Annotated in this window: 16 protein-coding genes; 11 read left to right on the plus strand and 5 right to left on the minus strand. The window is 34.7% G+C overall.

Going from position 1 to position 17,013, the window contains the following annotated elements; translation table 11 throughout:
- Position 1: 1 nt before the first annotated feature.
- Positions 2-910 carry a DMT family transporter gene (locus DMB91_RS05810; RefSeq protein ID WP_034903425.1) on the minus strand — a complete coding sequence of 303 codons (909 nt, stop codon included), beginning with the start codon at positions 908-910 and terminating at the stop codon, positions 2-4.
- Positions 911-1,069: 159 nt separating this feature from the next.
- Here DMB91_RS05810 and DMB91_RS05815 point away from each other — a divergent pair, with 159 nt between their 5' ends.
- The 6 genes from DMB91_RS05815 (at position 1,070) to DMB91_RS05840 (ending at position 7,913) form a co-directional block, all read left to right on the plus strand.
- Positions 1,070-1,267 (plus strand): hypothetical protein, encoded by a 198-nt coding sequence (locus tag DMB91_RS05815; protein WP_034903422.1) that lies wholly within the window; start codon positions 1,070-1,072, stop codon positions 1,265-1,267.
- Positions 1,268-1,500: 233 nt separating this feature from the next.
- Positions 1,501-2,883: a ribosome biogenesis GTPase Der gene (der, locus tag DMB91_RS05820; RefSeq protein WP_034903419.1), complete on the plus strand. Its 1,383-nt coding sequence runs from the start codon at positions 1,501-1,503 to the stop codon at positions 2,881-2,883.
- Positions 2,873-3,364 (plus strand): shikimate kinase, encoded by a 492-nt coding sequence (locus tag DMB91_RS05825; protein ID WP_034903416.1) that lies wholly within the window; start codon positions 2,873-2,875, stop codon positions 3,362-3,364. The genes der and DMB91_RS05825 overlap by 11 nt, the downstream gene beginning before the upstream one ends.
- Complete coding sequence (gene trpS / locus DMB91_RS05830; RefSeq protein WP_034903414.1) at positions 3,361-4,320, plus strand: tryptophan--tRNA ligase; 960 nt, start codon at positions 3,361-3,363, stop codon at positions 4,318-4,320. The genes DMB91_RS05825 and trpS overlap by 4 nt, the downstream gene beginning before the upstream one ends.
- A gap of 8 nt (positions 4,321-4,328) precedes the next feature.
- Positions 4,329-5,564 carry a serine--tRNA ligase gene (serS, locus tag DMB91_RS05835; RefSeq protein WP_034903411.1) on the plus strand — a complete coding sequence of 412 codons (1,236 nt, stop codon included), beginning with the start codon at positions 4,329-4,331 and terminating at the stop codon, positions 5,562-5,564.
- Between the two features lie 9 nt (positions 5,565-5,573).
- Complete coding sequence (locus tag DMB91_RS05840) at positions 5,574-7,913, plus strand: tetratricopeptide repeat protein (RefSeq protein WP_034903408.1); 2,340 nt, start codon at positions 5,574-5,576, stop codon at positions 7,911-7,913.
- Positions 7,914-7,984: 71 nt separating this feature from the next.
- On the opposite strand, the gene DMB91_RS05845 is transcribed toward DMB91_RS05840, so the two are convergent.
- A complete protein-coding gene (locus DMB91_RS05845) occupies positions 7,985-8,614 on the minus strand; it encodes a hypothetical protein (RefSeq protein ID WP_034903405.1) in 630 nt (209 codons plus the stop codon).
- 196 nt (positions 8,615-8,810) lie between these two features.
- Positions 8,811-10,178 carry a phosphomannomutase/phosphoglucomutase gene (locus DMB91_RS05850; RefSeq protein WP_143116863.1) on the minus strand — a complete coding sequence of 456 codons (1,368 nt, stop codon included), beginning with the start codon at positions 10,176-10,178 and terminating at the stop codon, positions 8,811-8,813.
- Positions 10,179-10,264: 86 nt separating this feature from the next.
- Here DMB91_RS05850 and fliL point away from each other — a divergent pair, with 86 nt between their 5' ends.
- The 4 genes from fliL to kcuS all read left to right on the plus strand — a co-directional run bounded on the left by fliL (position 10,265) and on the right by kcuS (position 13,866).
- The gene (gene fliL, locus DMB91_RS05855) at positions 10,265-10,822 is read left to right on the plus strand and encodes a flagellar basal body-associated protein FliL (RefSeq protein ID WP_034903245.1); all 558 of its coding nucleotides are present in this window, start codon (positions 10,265-10,267) and stop codon (positions 10,820-10,822) included.
- 2 nt (positions 10,823-10,824) lie between these two features.
- A complete protein-coding gene (gene acpS, locus DMB91_RS05860; RefSeq protein ID WP_034903243.1) occupies positions 10,825-11,178 on the plus strand; it encodes a holo-ACP synthase in 354 nt (117 codons plus the stop codon).
- 240 nt (positions 11,179-11,418) lie between these two features.
- The gene (locus tag DMB91_RS05865) at positions 11,419-13,584 is read left to right on the plus strand and encodes a carbon starvation CstA family protein (RefSeq protein ID WP_034903240.1); all 2,166 of its coding nucleotides are present in this window, start codon (positions 11,419-11,421) and stop codon (positions 13,582-13,584) included.
- Between the two features lie 60 nt (positions 13,585-13,644).
- Entirely contained in the window at positions 13,645-13,866 is a 222-nt protein-coding gene (gene kcuS / locus DMB91_RS05870) for a KCU-star family selenoprotein (RefSeq protein WP_409513465.1), read from the plus strand.
- Here kcuS and truD read toward each other — a convergent pair.
- Together truD and DMB91_RS05880 are read right to left on the minus strand one after the other, a co-directional pair.
- The gene (truD, locus tag DMB91_RS05875; RefSeq protein ID WP_034903237.1) at positions 13,850-14,983 is read right to left on the minus strand and encodes a tRNA pseudouridine(13) synthase TruD; all 1,134 of its coding nucleotides are present in this window, start codon (positions 14,981-14,983) and stop codon (positions 13,850-13,852) included. The two genes, kcuS and truD, sit on opposite strands and share 17 nt — an antisense overlap.
- The gene (locus DMB91_RS05880) at positions 14,952-15,773 is read right to left on the minus strand and encodes a thiamine-phosphate kinase (RefSeq protein WP_034903762.1); all 822 of its coding nucleotides are present in this window, start codon (positions 15,771-15,773) and stop codon (positions 14,952-14,954) included. The genes truD and DMB91_RS05880 overlap by 32 nt, the downstream gene beginning before the upstream one ends.
- A 247-nt stretch (positions 15,774-16,020) precedes the next feature.
- On the opposite strand from DMB91_RS05880, the gene DMB91_RS05885 reads away from it, so the two are divergent.
- Positions 16,021-17,007: a glycosyltransferase family 2 protein gene (locus DMB91_RS05885; protein ID WP_052043158.1), complete on the plus strand. Its 987-nt coding sequence runs from the start codon at positions 16,021-16,023 to the stop codon at positions 17,005-17,007.
- The last annotated feature ends 6 nt before the right edge of the window (positions 17,008-17,013 follow it).

Here is a 17,013-nt window from a genome sequence, read left to right on the forward strand (position 1 = left end):
TTTACTTCCTTTTTACTAAAATAAGTCCTCCAAAAATAATGCCTATTATACCCATAAAAACCATAAAACTTGGTAAATCATCACCCAAAAATAAACCTATGATTAAAGAAAAAACAACATCCAAATAACTCACTCCAGCAACTATTCCAGCTTTTTTAGCCACTCCATAAGCTTTAGTGATATGAATTTGATAAATGGTGCCTAAAACGCCCATGATGATGATAAATACCCACGCTTTTAAACTTGGCATGATAAAAGGAGCGATGATAAAATCAAGCTCTTTTGGAGCGTAAAATTCGCCAACAAGCATAGAAATAGCTGGCATTATCGCACCCATAAGTATGAAAGAAAAGGCAATCTTTTCAGTAGGATAAAATTTTCTAAGTTGTCTTACACTAGTAAGTGCTAAAGCTGCAAAAAACCCACTAAGCACGCCTAGGCTTGAATTTTTTAGATCAAAACCAGTGTGATTGATGGTGCTTGCCCAAGGTTGAGATACGAGCAAAACGCCCACAAAGGCGATAAGTATGGCAAAAATACCCTTTAAGCCTATATTTTCTTTAAAGACAAAAAAAGCGATAAGTATGATGAAAATGGGCGAGGTTTTTTGAAATACAAAAGCCCCACCTAAAGAGATGTTAGAAACATTATAAAAAAACAGATACAAAGAAAGCGTGCCAACAATCCCACGAAACACCAAAAGCCAAAAATGCCCCTCTTCTTTGTGAATTTTAAGCTTGCTAATTATATAAAGCATGAAAAAAACGCCTATGATGTTACGAAAAAACATAATTTCTATGCTGGGTAATTCTTTGCTTAAAATTTTCGCACACGCTCCAACTAAAGCAAAATCAAGGCAAGCTATCACCATAAAATACACGTCTAAATTGCGTTTTATCACTCTTAGCATTTTTTTCCTTTTTTTAAAAGCCTCATTATAGCCTAGCTTTGTGAAATTTATCCTTTAAAATTTGGTGGTATTTTTTAAACAAAACTTTTATAAGATATAAAATTCAATCAAACTATTACATCCAAAACAAATAGTATAAAAGCTGGGATTATAAAAAGAGTGATAAACATAAAAAAACAAAAAATCGTGCTAAGAAAAACTAGTGTTTCTACACCACTTTGCGATATGACAGCAAGAAAGATAAAAGCTTTTCAAAGCTTGGCGAAGTGTAAATTTGAGTTTATGATGGTATGTTTTTCTTTACCACCAAAAAAAGTTGAGCTTATTTACACTTTTAAATTCAAAACTCATTTATAATTTAAACTCTACACTTTGATTTTGTGGATCGATTTGATCTTGTAAATTTAAATCAAAACCTCTACCACACCTCCATCGCTTCTTAAATCTTTTAATCTATTAGCTTGCCATTGTTTTCTAGCTTTGTATTTTAGCTTTTAAATTATGAAATTCAAGCTAAAATTATAACTAAAATAGCTTAAATTTAAGCCAAGCCTTATATAATTACACAAAAACTTTTAAGGGAAAAATCCTTGCAAAAAATCATACTCATAGGCAAACCAAATGTTGGCAAATCAAGCCTTTTTAATAAAATCATCAAAAAACGTCTAGCCATAACTAGCGATATAGCAGGCACTACAAGAGATACAAACCAAGCTCAATGTGAAATTCTAAACAAAAAAGCCTTGCTTATCGATAGTGGTGGGCTTGATGAGAGTAATGAGTTTTTTAAGACTGTGCAGGCAAATACCCTTAAAAGGGCTGGGAGCGCTGATATTATCTTATATCTTGTTGATGGTAAAAAACTGCCTGATGATGAGGATAAAGCCTTTTTTTATAAGCTTAAAAAGCTAAAAAAGCCTATGGCTCTTGTGATTAACAAGGTGGATAATAAAAAAGATGAAGAAAGAGCTTGGGAATTTGCAAATTTTGGACTCAAAGAAGTTTTTAACATCTCTGTGTCTCATAACACAGGCTTTGATGAGCTTTATGAATGGCTTGCTAGCTTGCTTTATGAGCCTTTTTTGCGGGCTGATGAGGAGGAAAATTTAGAGGATTTTTTAGAGCATTTTGAGCAAAATCAAGAAGGCGAGTTTGAATTTAAAAATATAGATGAAAATCACATCAAAGTAAGTATAGTAGGACGCGTAAATGTTGGCAAATCAAGCCTTTTGAATGCTTTGGTTAAAAGTGAGCGAAGCGTGGTAAGTGAGGTGGCTGGAACGACTATTGATCCAGTTAATGAAAGCTTAGAGTATAAGGGTAAAATCATAGAATTTGTAGATACTGCAGGCATTAGAAAAAGAGGGAAAATTCAAGGTTTAGAAAAATTTGCTCTTAACCGCACTGAAAAATTACTTGAACAAGCACAAATTGCTCTTTTAGTGCTTGATTTAAATGAGGGCTTTAATGAGCTTGATGAGAGGATAGCTGGGCTTATTAGCAAGCATTATCTAGGTGTCATCATAGTGCTTAATAAAATCGACATTAGCGAATATGACTTTGACAAAGTCGTCAAAGAACTTAAACTTGATCGTTTTAAATTCCTTGCCTTTGCACCTATCATTAGCATATCAGCAAAAAGCGGTAAAAGAGTAGCAAATTTACTCGATAAAATTTTAGAAGTCTTTGAAAACTTCACTCAAAAAATTCCTACTTCAAAACTCAACGATCTTGTGCAAAATGCCACAAAAACTCACCCTTTACCACATGATAAAGGAAAATTAGTAAAAATTTATTATGCGGTGCAATATGACTTAGCTCCACCAAAAATAGCTCTTGTGATGAACCGCCCAAAAGCTTTGCATTTTAGCTATAAACGTTATTTGCAAAATCAAATTCGCAAGAACTTTAAATTAGACGGCGTGCCTTTAATCCTAGCAAGTCGTAAAAAAGGCGAAAAATATGAAGCATAATATCATCTTAATCGGCTTTATGGGCTGTGGTAAAAGCACTATAGCTAAGGCTTTAGCTAAAAAGCTTAATTACAAGCTTTTAGATACTGATGCCTTTATAGAGCAAAAAAATCGAGCTAAGATTAAAGAAATTTTTGAAAATAAGGGCGAAGAGTTTTTTAGAAATGAGGAAAAAGCCCTAGCACAAGAATTGCATACATTTAAAAACTATATCATCGCCACAGGTGGAGGCTTTCATAAGGCTTTGCTTAAGGATAACAACCAATATGTGGTGTATTTAAAAGCCCATTTTAACTATATCAAAACTCGCTTAAGTAAAACTAGCCTTGAAAAACGTCCCTTATTTAAGGATGAAAAAAAGGCAAGAACACTTTACAAAGAAAGGCTTGCGGAGTATGAAAGTAAAGCAAATTTAACCATAAACACCGAACATAAAAGCGTGTTACAAATCGTTACAGAAATCATGAAAGGGTATAAATGAGAATTTTAACTGGAATTCAGCCAAGCGGAAATTTGCATTTGGGAAATTATTTTGGCTCGATTAAAGCCATGCTTGAGGCTCAAGATAAGGAGGATATGTTTATTTTCATCGCTGATTATCATGCAATGACAAGTGTGCAAGATGGCACAAAGCTTTATGAAAACAAGCTTAAGGCTGCTGCAGCTTTTCTTGCACTTGGTATAGATGAGAACAAATGCACTTTTTGGCTACAAAGTGATGTTAAAGAGGTTTTAGAGCTTTACTGGATACTTTCTCAATTTACGCCTATGGGGCTTTTAGAGCGTGCTCATAGTTTTAAAGACAAGATAGCAAAGGGCTTAAATGCTAATCATGGGCTGTTTTCTTATCCTGTTTTAATGGCAGCTGATATTTTACTTTTTGAACCAAAACTCGTGCCAGTAGGAAAAGATCAAGTCCAACACCTTGAAATCACGCGCGATATAGCCTTGAAATTTAACAATGAATTTGGCGAAGTCTTTAGTTTGCCTGAAGCTTTAACTGATGAGTTTTTGGCTGTAGTTGTAGGAACTGATGGAGCAAAGATGAGCAAATCATACAACAACACTATCGATCTTTTTACTGAAGAAAAAACCCTTAAGAAACAAATTTCAGCTATCATTACAGATAGTACCCCCTTAGAAGAACCAAAAGAATGGCAAACTTGTAATGTTTTTGCCTTAGCTAAGCTTTTTTTAGATGAAGCTGGACAAAACGAGCTTAAAACAAGGTATGGACGAGGGGGCGAGGGCTATGGGCATTTTAAGATGTATTTAAATGAACTTGTGCTTGAGTATTTCAAAGAAGCAAGAGAGAAATTTCAAAAACTTGTAAATGATGAAAAAAAACTTAAGGAAATTTTAGAATTTGGAGCAGAAAAAGCAAGTAAAATCGCCAAAGAAAAAATGCAAACAATTTATGCTAAAATAGGACTTTAGGAGAAAAAATGCTAGATTTAAAAGCCTTAGAAAAAGATTTTCAAACTATAGCTTTAAAGCTTGAAAACAAAGGCGTAAGTAAAGAACTTTTAGCCCAGCTTAAAGAGTTTTTCACAAAGCTTAAGGCTGAAAGAAGCGAGCTAGAAAACTTACAAGCTTTTCAAAACAAATTCTCAAAAGAGCTTGCTAGCACAAAAGATAAAGAAGACTTGAAAGAAAAACTTATCCAAAACAAAGCTAAGATAAATGCTCAAAATGAAAAAGTTAAAGAACTTGAAACAAACCTTGAAGAACTAGCCTTTAATGTGCCAAATATCCCTGATGAAAGCGTTTCTATAGGCAAAGATGAGAGTGAAAATGTCGAGCTTAAAAAGGTGCTTAAGCCAAGAGGATTTGACTTTGAGCCAAGAGAGCATTTTGAGCTAGGCGAAAGGCTTAATTGGCTTGATTTTACAAGAGGAGTAAAGCTTGCTGGAAGCCGTTTTTGCGTGCTTAAAAATGAAGCTGCTTTGCTTAATAGGGCTTTGATAAATTATATGATAGATTTTAACCGCTCAAGAGGCTTTGAGCTTGTGAATGTGCCATTTTTAGCGAATGCAAACACCATGTTTGGCACAGGGCAATTGCCTAAATTTAAAGATGATATGTATAAGATAGAAGATGAGGATTTATATCTTATCTCAACGAGCGAGATTGTTTTAACTAATCTTTTTAATGATGAAATTTTAAAAGCTGAAGATTTACCGCTTAAAATGACAGCTTATAGTGCTTGCTTTCGTAAAGAAGCAGGCTCTGCAGGACGCGATACAAGGGGCATGATAAGACAGCATCAATTTGAAAAAGTAGAACTTGTAAGCATTACTAAACCTAGTGAAAGTGAAGCAATGTTTCATGAGATGCTTGAATGTGCAAGTGATTTGCTTACTAGCTTAGGTTTAGCCCACCGCCATGTGCTTCTTTGCACCGGTGATCTTGGCTTTAGTGCAGCAAAGACCATTGATCTTGAAGTATGGTTGCCCGGACAAAACAAATACAGAGAAATTTCATCAGTATCAAACTGCAAGGACTTTCAAGCCAGAAGGGCAAAAATCCGCTTTAAAAACGAAGTTGGCAAAAATGAACTTGTGCATACACTCAATGGCTCAAGCCTAGCAGTAGGGCGAACCTTGATCGCTATCATGGAAAGTTATCAAGAAAAAGATGGCAAGATAAGTGTGCCTGATGTTTTAAGAAAATACCTTTAAAGGATACAAATGGTTGAAGAAGAGGTCATACTTAAAGAAAAAGAAGAAACAAGCGGTGGTGAAGAAAATAGCTCTGGTTTTTCAAGAAATGACACTAATACGCAAGATGATTCAAGCTTTGAAGAAGCTCCGAGAGAGAAAAAATGGTATGAAGATACTAAATTTGTCTTCATACTAGCCGTCTTGCTCGGTGCTGTGGCTATTTTGCTCGTCGTTTTATCTTTTTTATTCTCCCAAAAAAGCGAACCTAGAGGAGTGCTCATTCCCACAACACCACAAGCTCATCAAGCTAATGCTGATAATGAAAGCTTTAAATTTGATATGAGTAAAATGGATAATATGATACAAAAGGCAAATGCTTTATACTTACAAGGTGAGAGAGAACAAGCCTTGCAAGTTTATGAGCAAATCGCCCTTTATAGTGAGGCTTTGTCAAATTATAATCTTGGCGTTTCTCAAATGAATCAAAATAATTACGCTCTTGCACTTGAAAGCTTTAAAAAAGCTATTGAGAGCAATGAAAACCAAACTGCTTCAGCCATAAATGCCGCTGTATGTGCCTTACGTCTTAATGATATGCCTAAATTCCAGTATTATCTTGATCTTGCTTACGTATATTTGCCAAATGAAGGCAATTCTAAGCTTTTTAATTATTATTTAAGTCTTATTAATTACTACAAAGGTTTTTACCCAGAAGCCTTACAAATGCTCCAGCTTACAAATGATGAAAGTTATGTGGATAATGCGAGGTATTTAAGTGCAAAAATTTATGCAAAAATGGGGCTTGATGCCAAGGCTTTAGAAAATTTACAAAAACAAAGGAATTTCGAATCAAGCCTTTCTCAAGGATTGATTTATGCAAGAATGGGAGATTATGCTAGAGCAAAAACTGCTTTGGAAAGGTCTTTGAAGGTTGACAAAGAACGCAACCAAAGCATAGCTGCTTTAAATTTAATCGATCTTAAAACAGGCAAATATCAAGATATGCTCTCAAGGATAAGAGCTTTTTATCAAGGTGCTGAAAAAACCACACTTAATACTTACAAAATAAAAGTAAGGCTTAAAAAAGAGCTTTTTGATATACAAACTGCTCAAGATAATTTTTCTAAGGACTTTTTACAAGATAAAAAAGCTCAGGCGGATTTTTTGTTTTATTTCGCACCTTATCAAGTTTTTGATACCAAACAAGCTGCAAATTATATCAATAAAGCCAATATTGTGGATTTTTTAGAGGATAAAAAAGACGGTATAGAACTTTTAAACGCAAGTCAAATGCTTTCTTCTGTGAATGTCAAGCTTGCTAAAATCATCTCAAAAGTTTTTGAAAACAAGCTCGAAGAAGCAAATAGTGAATTTAAAACTCTACTCAATAGCTACCAAGAACACAGCATCTTACACTATAATCTTGCTTTAAGTTATGCTCAACTTCAAAACTATGATCTTGCATATAAGCATTTTTCAAGTTCATATCATTTAGATCCAAAAAACTACGCAGCTGGAGCTTTTGCGGTGTTAGCTGGAAATTTAAGCCAAAAAAGCACTATTAAACTTGTCAATGAAATCAACGAAAATATTAGCGTTGATGATGAATTTAAGGCAAATATTTATCAAAATATCTTACTTTTTGCAAACAATGATAATGCTGCAATGCTTCCTTTTTTAGATGACAATACCGAATCAAGTCCTCTAAGCTTTATGCTTAAAAGCATTATCGCCAAAAATAATGGGCTTTATAATCAGATGGATGCACAGCTTGCAAGGCTTAAAAATGCTGTAAAAGATGATATTTTAGCTGATATCTTGCTTTTCAACGCTCAAAATTCAAATCTTAATATCAAAGAATACGCCCAAAACGCACAGCTTCACTTTAAAGATACAGAACTAAATTATAAGGCTTTAGCTGGTGGAGCTAATCTTATCCGTGAAAATTACATAAATTTAATGCGAGTTTCAGGGCTACTTAATCAAGAAAGAGAAAAAATCAAAGAAGAGCTTGCCTTAGGCACACAAGATGAAGCTGGGCTAAGTTCGATTTTAGCGTATATGGATATTTATGCAGGGCTGTATGCAGAAGCATATGCTTTGTATGATACCTTAATCAATGATTTTAATCGCAAAGACTCAACAACTTATTTTCTAGCCGCAGTTGCAGCTATTGGTTCAAACAACACAAATGCTGCCATTGCACTTTTAGAGCTTGCAAAGCTTGAAGATGGGAGTAATCAAGAAGCAAGAGTAGCTTTAGGTTTACTCTATCAAGAGGTGCAAAACTACGAACCTGCTTTATATCATTACGGACAAGTGGAAAATAACTTCCAAAGTAAATTTTTTACTTTTGACTTAAGATGATTGTTTAAATTTAACACAAGCTAGTTAAAATTTAATCTAAATCCTCCTTGAAATTGGGGATTTAGATTGATTTAAGCTTTGATATCTACAGCATTGCCGCCTAGCTCTTCTATCCTTGCACTTACTTTTTCAATCGCCTTAGTAATAGTATCTTGACTGATCTGAGGGAGTGCTGAACCCCACATTTTTTCAGCTTGTTTAAAACCTTGCTTCATACCCTCAAAGCCTTTTTTAAGCTTTTCAAGATCATCGCCAGCTCCTTGTATGACAAAATCAGCTATTCTATTTGCTGTATTTTCCACACCAAAAAAGCCATTTTCGCTGATTAAAGCATTAAGCTCGTTTTGATTCATTGATAAAGGATTTTTGCCTGTGTAGCCAATAGCTGCAAAATCAACATTTGAAAACGCTGTAGCCACTTTTGCGATATTATCCGCACTGCTACCAAAATTCCCTAAAAGTCCTAAAACTCCACTTTGAGAGCTAAAATTTCCAAAACTTGAGCTAAAAATTTCTTGCTGAAACTGAGCTACATAAAGCTGAGTAATACCTTTACCGCCGAGCTTTGAGAGCTTTTCTAAATTATCTTTACTGAGCTCATTTGTATTTAACGACTCTGTATTTTTTGTGCTTGTTTCACTCGTTTTTTTAGCACTTGCTGTAACGCTTGAAGTCGTTGTTAAGGTCGAATCTACTTGCATCCTTTTTTCCTTCCCTTCCTTAAAATTTCATTATAATATCGACAAAAAATAAAAAAAGCTTAGTATTTTATTACGAATGATTAACTTAAGTGCTTTATAATTTTCCCATATAACATAATTTATTCATAGAAAAACTCCTTAAAAATCAGCCTTTGTTTGGATTAAAGTCCTTCAAAGGCTTTTTTATCTCATCTTTTTAAGCTAAATTTGCTTTGATTTTTTCAAATAATGCCAAAACTCTACTTTGAATGTCCTTAGCCTGCTCTAAACTTGTGGCTTCAAAGCGAGTAATGAGGTAAGGGCTGGTATTTGAAGCACGAAGCAAAGCCCAACCGTAGCCAAAATCAATCCTTGCTCCATCAATCTCACAAAGTCCTTTCACACCTTCAAGCTCACCCTTTTCAACCGCTTTTTTAAAGGCATCTACAAGCACAAATTTCTCTTCTTCACTTACAGCGATTTTAAGCTCATCACTAGTATAAAGCTTTGGTAAAGAAGTGATCATACCCTCTAAATCAAAACCCTTGTGAATAAGCTCAAGCGTGCGTAAAAAGGCATAAATTCCATCATCATAACCAAAATACCTATGTTTAAAAAAGATATGTCCGCTTACTTCAGCAGCTAAGTCTATGTTTTGTTCTTTCATCATTTTTTTGATATTTGAATGCCCTGTTTTTCCCATAAAAATTTCACCAAATTTTCCCACCTCATCAAAAAGATTTTTCGAGCATTTTACCTCGCCCAAAACGCGTGGATTTGGGATATTTTTAGCAAACAAATAACAAAGCTCGTCCCCACAAAAAATATGCGTTCTACTTAAAGCCACCATTCTATCAGCGTCCCCATCAAAAGCAAAGGCTATGTTTAAGCTTTGATCCTCTCTTAAAAGTTCTTGCACGGCTTGTAAATTTTCTTTTTCAGTTGGATCAGGAGCGTGGTTTGGAAACTGCCCGTTTGGTTCTGCAAAAAGCACTTTTGGCTTTAAATTTAAAGCCTTTATTAAAGGCTCTATCACAACCCCACTTGCTCCATTGGCACAATCAATAGCAAAGTTATATTCAAAACCTTTTAAATGCTTAAATTGCTCGCTCATAAAATTTATATATAAACTCAATATATCATACTCTTCACAGCTTTCATTTGTAGGAATTTCCTCATCTAAATGAGCCTCAACTTCTTTGCCAAAGGCTTTTAACTCAGCTCCAAAAAAGCTTTCTTTGCCTATGGTGATCTTAAAGCCATTGTAATCTTTTGGATTATGAGAGCCTGTAATCATGATATTTGCATCAAATTTTAAGCCCTCATACAGACTAAAATATCCAAGCGGAGTAGGCACAAGCCCAAGTTTATATACCTTAATGCCAGCTTTGTTTAAACCACTTACAAGATAACTAAAAAACTCTTCATTGCTATACCTTGCATCATAGCCAACGCTGACATTTTTACATTTTCTCTCAAGCATCTTAAGTCCTAGTAAAAAGCCTATAACTTTAACGCTTTTTTCATTGAGTTCTTTGCCGTAAAGCCCTCTTATATCATACTCTCTAAAGATCACGCTTAGCATTTTTATCCTTTTTTCTTCAATTTCCTTTGAAATACAAACGATTTTCTGCTACAATTTTACAATATTTTACTTAAAGGAAAGATTTAATGGAAAACGAAGAAGCAACGAATGGTGAAGAGAAAAAGAAAAAAGGCGGTTCCTTAGTTCTTATCATTGTCATTTTTTTATTTGTTTTACTCCTTGTGGTTATCGGTGCGATCGCTTTTTTAATGTTTTCTGCCCCAAGCGATGAAAATACAAATGTAGCTACCACAGCAAGTGCAGCCACAGCCGCAACAACTGGTTCAGCCACAAGCAAAAACACAGCCGCTCCTACGCAAAGAAGTAGTGATTTTGCAAATATAGGTCCTATGTATCCGCTTCAGCCTTTTACTTTAAATTTACTTAGTGATGGTGGGGCAAGATATGTTAAATGCACTATTCAACTTGAGCAAAATACCGAACTTTTACAACCTGAGCTTGAAAAGAAAAATGCCATCATAAGAGATATCATCATACGAACTCTAACTTCAAAAACCTTTGAAGAAGTAAGCACCACAAAAGGCAAAGAAAGGCTAAAAGATGAGCTTGTAGGCAGAATCAATGAGGTTTTAACCGATGGTTTTGTCAAAAATATCTATTTCACGGACTTTGTCGTGCAATAACAATGCTTTTAATAGGTTGTGATCTAGTCTCTATCAAACGCATAGAAAGGCTATTTAACAAACAAGCTTTTTGGGATAAGTTTTTAAGCAAGAACGAGCAGGAGTATATCAAAAATCCTGCTTCTTTGGCTGGATTTTGGGCTGCTAAAGAAGCTGCGGGCAAGGCTTTAGGAATTGGTATAAGCAAAGAGTGCAGTTTTTTTGATATGCAAATTTACAAAGACACAAAAAATGCTCCAAAACTTAAATTTTCAACCCGAGTCAAAGAAAAATTTCACATTCAAAGCACAAGTTTAAGTATTAGCCATGATAGCGGCTTTGCTATGGCTGTTATACTTATAAAGTATCAAAGATAAATTTTCATCTTTGATACTTTATTAAGAACAATTTAAAAGATTTTTAATTCATCTTTAATAAATATTTTGTTTAAAATTTTCTCTTAATATTAAATACCGCTTTTATTTGATTTTAGTAATTTTAATAAGTCTTATTGTTTAGTTTTTGTTTTATTTTGAATAAAATTTAATAAAAAATTGAGATATTTAAAAAAATAGTGCTACAATATCTAACGGCTCAATGCCATTTAAGGAGAAGAAATGAACAAAACATTACAAAATGTTTTTTGGGTACTTGTCGCAGTTTTGGCGGCTTGGTGCTTTGGTGTCCTTGCTTTAAATCAAGGCGAAACCATAAGTGCAACTTGGCTTGTCGTAGCCTCAGTGTGCATTTACTTGATAGGCTATAGGTTTTACTCTAAATTTATAGCTGAACAAGTTTTCGAGCTTGATGACAATCGTGCCACACCAGCCGTTGTCAATAACGATGGCAAAGACTTTGTCCCAACGCATAAAGCTATACTTTTTGGACACCATTTTGCTGCTATTGCTGGAGCTGGTCCTTTAGTCGGTCCTATTTTGGCAGCTCAAATGGGCTATTTGCCAAGTATGATTTGGCTTTTAGTGGGTGTTGTTTTAGCTGGAGCGGTGCATGATTTTGCCGTGCTTTTCATTTCAATGAGAAGAAACGGACGCTCTTTGGGCGAAATGATCAAGGACGAAATGGGCAAGGTAACTGGCGGTACCGCTATGATAGGTATTTTATTTATTATGTTTATCATCGTGGCTATCTTGGCTATGGTTGTGGTTAATGCTCTTGCTGAATCACCTTGGGGACTTTTCACCATAGCTATGACTATACCTATCGCGGTTTTAATGGGTGTTTATATGCGTTTTATAAGACCGGGTAGGGTTGGCGAAGCAAGTATTATTGGCTTTGTTCTTCTCATACTCGCTCTTTATTATGGACACGCTGTAAATAATCCAGATCATCCTTGGCATAGTATATTCTTACTTAACAAAATAACTCTTGCTTGGATCGTTATAGCTTATGGTTTCATCGCTTCTGTTTTACCTGTTTGGCTTTTGCTTGCCCCAAGAGATTATTTAAGCACTTTCTTAAAAATCGGCGTTATTGTGATTATGGCAGCTGGGATTTTAATCGCCAATCCAGATCTACAACTTGGAGCAGTTTCAAATTTCATTGACGGCACAGGTCCAGTATTTGCTGGTTCTATCTTTCCTTTCCTTTTCATCACTATAGCTTGCGGTGCAATATCAGGCTTTCACGCCCTTATCTCATCAGGAACAAGCCCTAAGATGATAGAAAAAGAAAGCCACGCTCGTTTGGTAGGCTATGGCTCTATGCTTATGGAAAGCTTGGTTGGTATAATGGCTCTTGTGGCAGCGTGCATACTTGAACCTGGACTTTATTTTGCTATCAACACACCTTTGGCTACTCTTGATCCTATGGCAACTGGAACGTTAAATGCTGATTTAGCGACCGTTGAAGCAAGTTTGAAAAATATCTTACAAAATGGTGGTTTTGTTTTAACTCCTGAATTAATAAACGAAACTCAAAATAGTGGCTATATCGCCAATCTCATCACTAAAACAGCTGTTGATGTGGGCGAACAAACTCTTTTATCACGAACAGGTGGTGCGCCAACTTTTGCTGTGGGACTTACTCATATCTTGCACCAAATAGTCGGTGGTAAAGAATCTATGGCATTTTGGTATCATTTTGCTATCTTATTCGAAGCTCTTTTCATCTTAACAGCCGTTGATGCAGGCACGAGAACAGGAAGATTTTTGATCCAAGATATACTTGGCAATCTTTACAAACCTATGGCAGACACAAAAAGCTATACTTGGGGTATTTTAGCGTCTTTCATCTGCGTTTGTGGTTGGGGTTATTTGCTCTATCAAGGTGTTATCGATCCAAAGGGCGGAATTTTCACACTTTGGCCTTTATTTGGTGCAGCAAATCAAATGCTAGCAGGCATTGCACTTTTGCTCGCTACCGTTATACTCTTTAAAATGGGCAAGACAAAATATGCCTTCGTTACTATTTTACCAGCATTTTGGGTGCTTTTAACTACACTTTGGGCATCTTTGCAAAAAATACTCCCTATGAATGGCGAAAGAATTCATGATGCTGTAAGCCATGTAGCAGCAGTGCAAAAGGCTTTGGCTGTCTTAAATGATCCAAACGCCACACAAAAAGCCTTAGATATCGCAGCGATAAATTTCCATAACAATCTTGTTGATGCAGTCCTTTGTGCCTTATTTATGATTGTCGTTTTTGTGGTACTTTTTGAAACCATCAAAATTTGCTACCTTACTTCTAAGGGAGAAGGAGCGGATAAATGGCCTCTTAAAGAAGAGCCTTATAAAAAGGCTAGTGATTATGAGCCTTCATACTAAGGTTTAAAAATGGGAACAGCTCTTGTAAAGCGAACGAATACCCTACCAGCTCCTTTGGGGCTGGATAGGGCTAGTGTTTTTGGGAATTTGCTAAATAAATTTAAAAGACTTTATCATCGAAGTGATAGGTTTATCAATTTGCTTGTTGGTATGCCAAGTTATGATAAATATGTCGAGCATATGCAAACAAGACACCCAAACAGGGAAATTCTAAGCCGAAAAGAATTTTTCAAAGAAGCTCTTAATGCAAGATACAATGGTGGTTTTACGCGTTGTTGCTAAACTCATCAAAGTGAGTATGTAAAAGTTCTTCTAAGATAGTGGTGGCATAAGAGCCTTTTTGTAAGAAAAACTCCAAGCAAAAATGTGCTTTTTGTTCATCATATCGATATTGGGCTTTTTCTAAGAAACTCCACGCAAAGCGTCTTGAGCCTTGTATTTTGCTTTTAAATGTATAAAAATTATGATAAATTTCATCTTCTAAGTTTTGAGCCAAGCCCTCTTTACACTCAAAAGCTTTTGCACCAAGTAAAAGTCCCATAGGACTTAGCTCCTTGTTTAAAAAACGCTTGATTTCTATATCTAAATCCTCACACAAAAAGCATTTACCAAAAGGATAATGCCCCAAAACCTCATTTTCAAGGAGTTTAAAAAACTGCTTTTGCTCTATGATCTTTCTTGCTCTAGCTTTATCAAGTTTATAAATAAGTGCAAATTCTTTAAGGCTAAGTTTGCTAGCAAAGTGTGATAGCTCAACCCTTTTACTCAAATAACGATTAAAAAGCTCGCTTTGAAAAGCTGAGATAAAAAAATCACTCATTTTTTTATTTTTTAGCTTTTTTCCATGTAAAATTTCAAGCCCTAAATTAAAATTATCTTTAAATTTACCAAAACGTTGATAGCCAAAATAATTTGCAAAACCTTGCTCTTTAAGTGCTTTGAAAGCATTTTCAAGCTTAATAGCCTCAACCTTATGCACTTTCTTAAGCCTGATAAAAAAAGAATTCCCTTTCAAATGTCCAATTTTAAGCTTATTTTTGTGCAAGAAAGTATTTTTAATCTCAAGTTTTTCGTGTTTAAACTCCAAAAGCCTTGATTCAAAACTACGAGGAAGCGATAAAAACTGCGTTGTATAGCCTTGCTTGTCCTTAAGCCCAGCATAACCAAAATCACGCATTTTTAAGTCTAAATGCTCACTTAAAAGTCTTAAAGCCTCATGTGTGCTTAAGTCTTTTTTAGCGATTTCAAAGACTAAATGCTCGCCCTCACCGCTAAATTCATACAAAGGCACTTCACGCACCACAAAATCTTTTGAATTTTTACTAAAATACGCCTTTATAGGACCATGATTAAGCGTAAAAAGGGGCTTAAAAATGGTGTTCTTTTCCTCTAAATTCATATCTTCCTTTCTGTGCTTGCCCAAAAATAGTGATCTTTGTATGCGTTTTTCGAGCCATTTTTTCTATAAATTCTTTGTGTTTAGGAGAAAAAGCAAACAGCACTTCATATTCTTCGCCACTAAAAAGCTCTTCATCGCTTAAATTTAAAAACCAATGCAAGCCAAGTTTATTTACTTGAAGCATTCTTGATAAGTCCTTGCTTAAACCATCTGAAATATCCATCGCACAAGAAAGCCTTGAAGCAACACTATAAAAAAAATTTTGTCTTAGCTTTGGTTTAACAAAGCGGTGATTTTTATCAAGCCTTACACCTTTTTCGCACGCTCTTAATCCTTGCAAACCCTGCCCGAGCTTGCCTGTAAAAGCAAGCAAATCGCCCTTTTTTAAGCCCGTTCTAAACACTGCTTTTTTGCGAATTTTTGAAATAAGTGTAATTGAAATGGCGATATTATCAGAACTTATCGTATCGCCACCAATGATTTGAATTTGAAATTTTTTTGCACAACGCAAAAAGCCTTTTTGCAAGGCTTTAAGCTCAACTTTGCTAATATCTTTTGGTAAAGCAAGCCCCAAAAGAGCATATTTAGCCTTAGCATTCATCACTATGGCATCTGATATATTTACAAGCATGGCTTTATATGCGATTTGTTCTAAATCAAACCAAGTCCGTTTAAAATGCACACCCTCAAAAAATAAATCCTTTGAAAAGCAGTATTTGCCAACAACAGCAGCATCATCTCCATTTTTGGCATTTTCAAAAGCTTTGATAATTAAACTTTCTTTATCCATAAGCCACATTATAGCTAAAAAGCTTGAAATACTCTTTGAAATTTGCTGGAATTTAAGGAAAAATAAGGCAAGTATCAAAAAAGCGAATACTAAAAATGGGGCAGGGTTTTTATCCTCATTTTTGATTTTATTGGGGAAGGTATTATAAAAAACTTGCTTAGAATTTATTTTAAAAAAATAGCAAATTTTTGTTTTTTTGTAAATCTGGATATAATCACTCACTTATTTTTCAAAAAAGGGAGAAACGATGCATAAAGCAAAAGTGAGTGTAATTTTGCCCGTTTATAATGGCGAAAAATTCTTAAGAGAATCTATCCAAAGCGTGATCGATCAAAGTTATGAGGATTGGGAGCTTATCTTAGTAAATGACGCTTCTACTGATAGCACTCAAGCTATTTGTGAAGAATATGTAGCTAAAGATAAAAGAATTCATCTTATCAACAATCAAACAAATCAAAAATTACCAAAATCCTTAAACATAGGCTTTTCAAAAGCTAGTGGCGAGTATTATACTTGGACTTCTGATGATAATTATTATAAAATTGAAGCATTAGAAAAAATGGTGAGAGTTTTACAAACTAAAGAGCATATAGCTATGGTGTGTTGTGATTATGATATTATCAATGAAGAAGGAAAATTTCAGTATGTTAGAAAGATTAGCCCAAAACTTGAAGATTATATCACACAAAGCTATGTAACTTGCTTTTTATATCGTGCTAACATAGCAAAGAAAATTGGAAAATATGATGAAGATAAGTTTTATATAGAAGATTATGATTTTTTCTTAAGATTAGGACTTGAGGGCGAATTTAGCGTGCTTAATGAAAGCCTTTATGCGTATAGACAGCACTCAAAAAGCTTAAGTTTTATTGATAAAAAAATGGCAAGAAAAAGATACCATCAAATCACAGCTTTATATTTACCTCTTTATCTAAAAAAATACCCAAATCTTAAAAAAAATTTACATTTATTCTCACAAATTCAATATTATGGAAAAGCTTTTAATAATCAAGCCCTTAAAGAAATATTAACTGCTCATGGGGGGGGGCATTGCAACAAGACGCAACTTTATGAATTACTCAAAGACTTTTACAAAACCACAAGAAATAAAAACTACCTCAAAGCAATAAAAAAACTAGGCATATTCTACAAACTCAAAGCAGCTTTGCTTAAAGCAAAAATGAAAAAAACTTGGCAAAAAGAAGATATTGAAGATGGGGGGGGGGACATTTAATTTCTT

The organism is Campylobacter sp. MIT 97-5078, from assembly GCF_006864455.1.
Classification (GTDB): Bacteria; Campylobacterota; Campylobacteria; order Campylobacterales; family Campylobacteraceae; genus Campylobacter_D.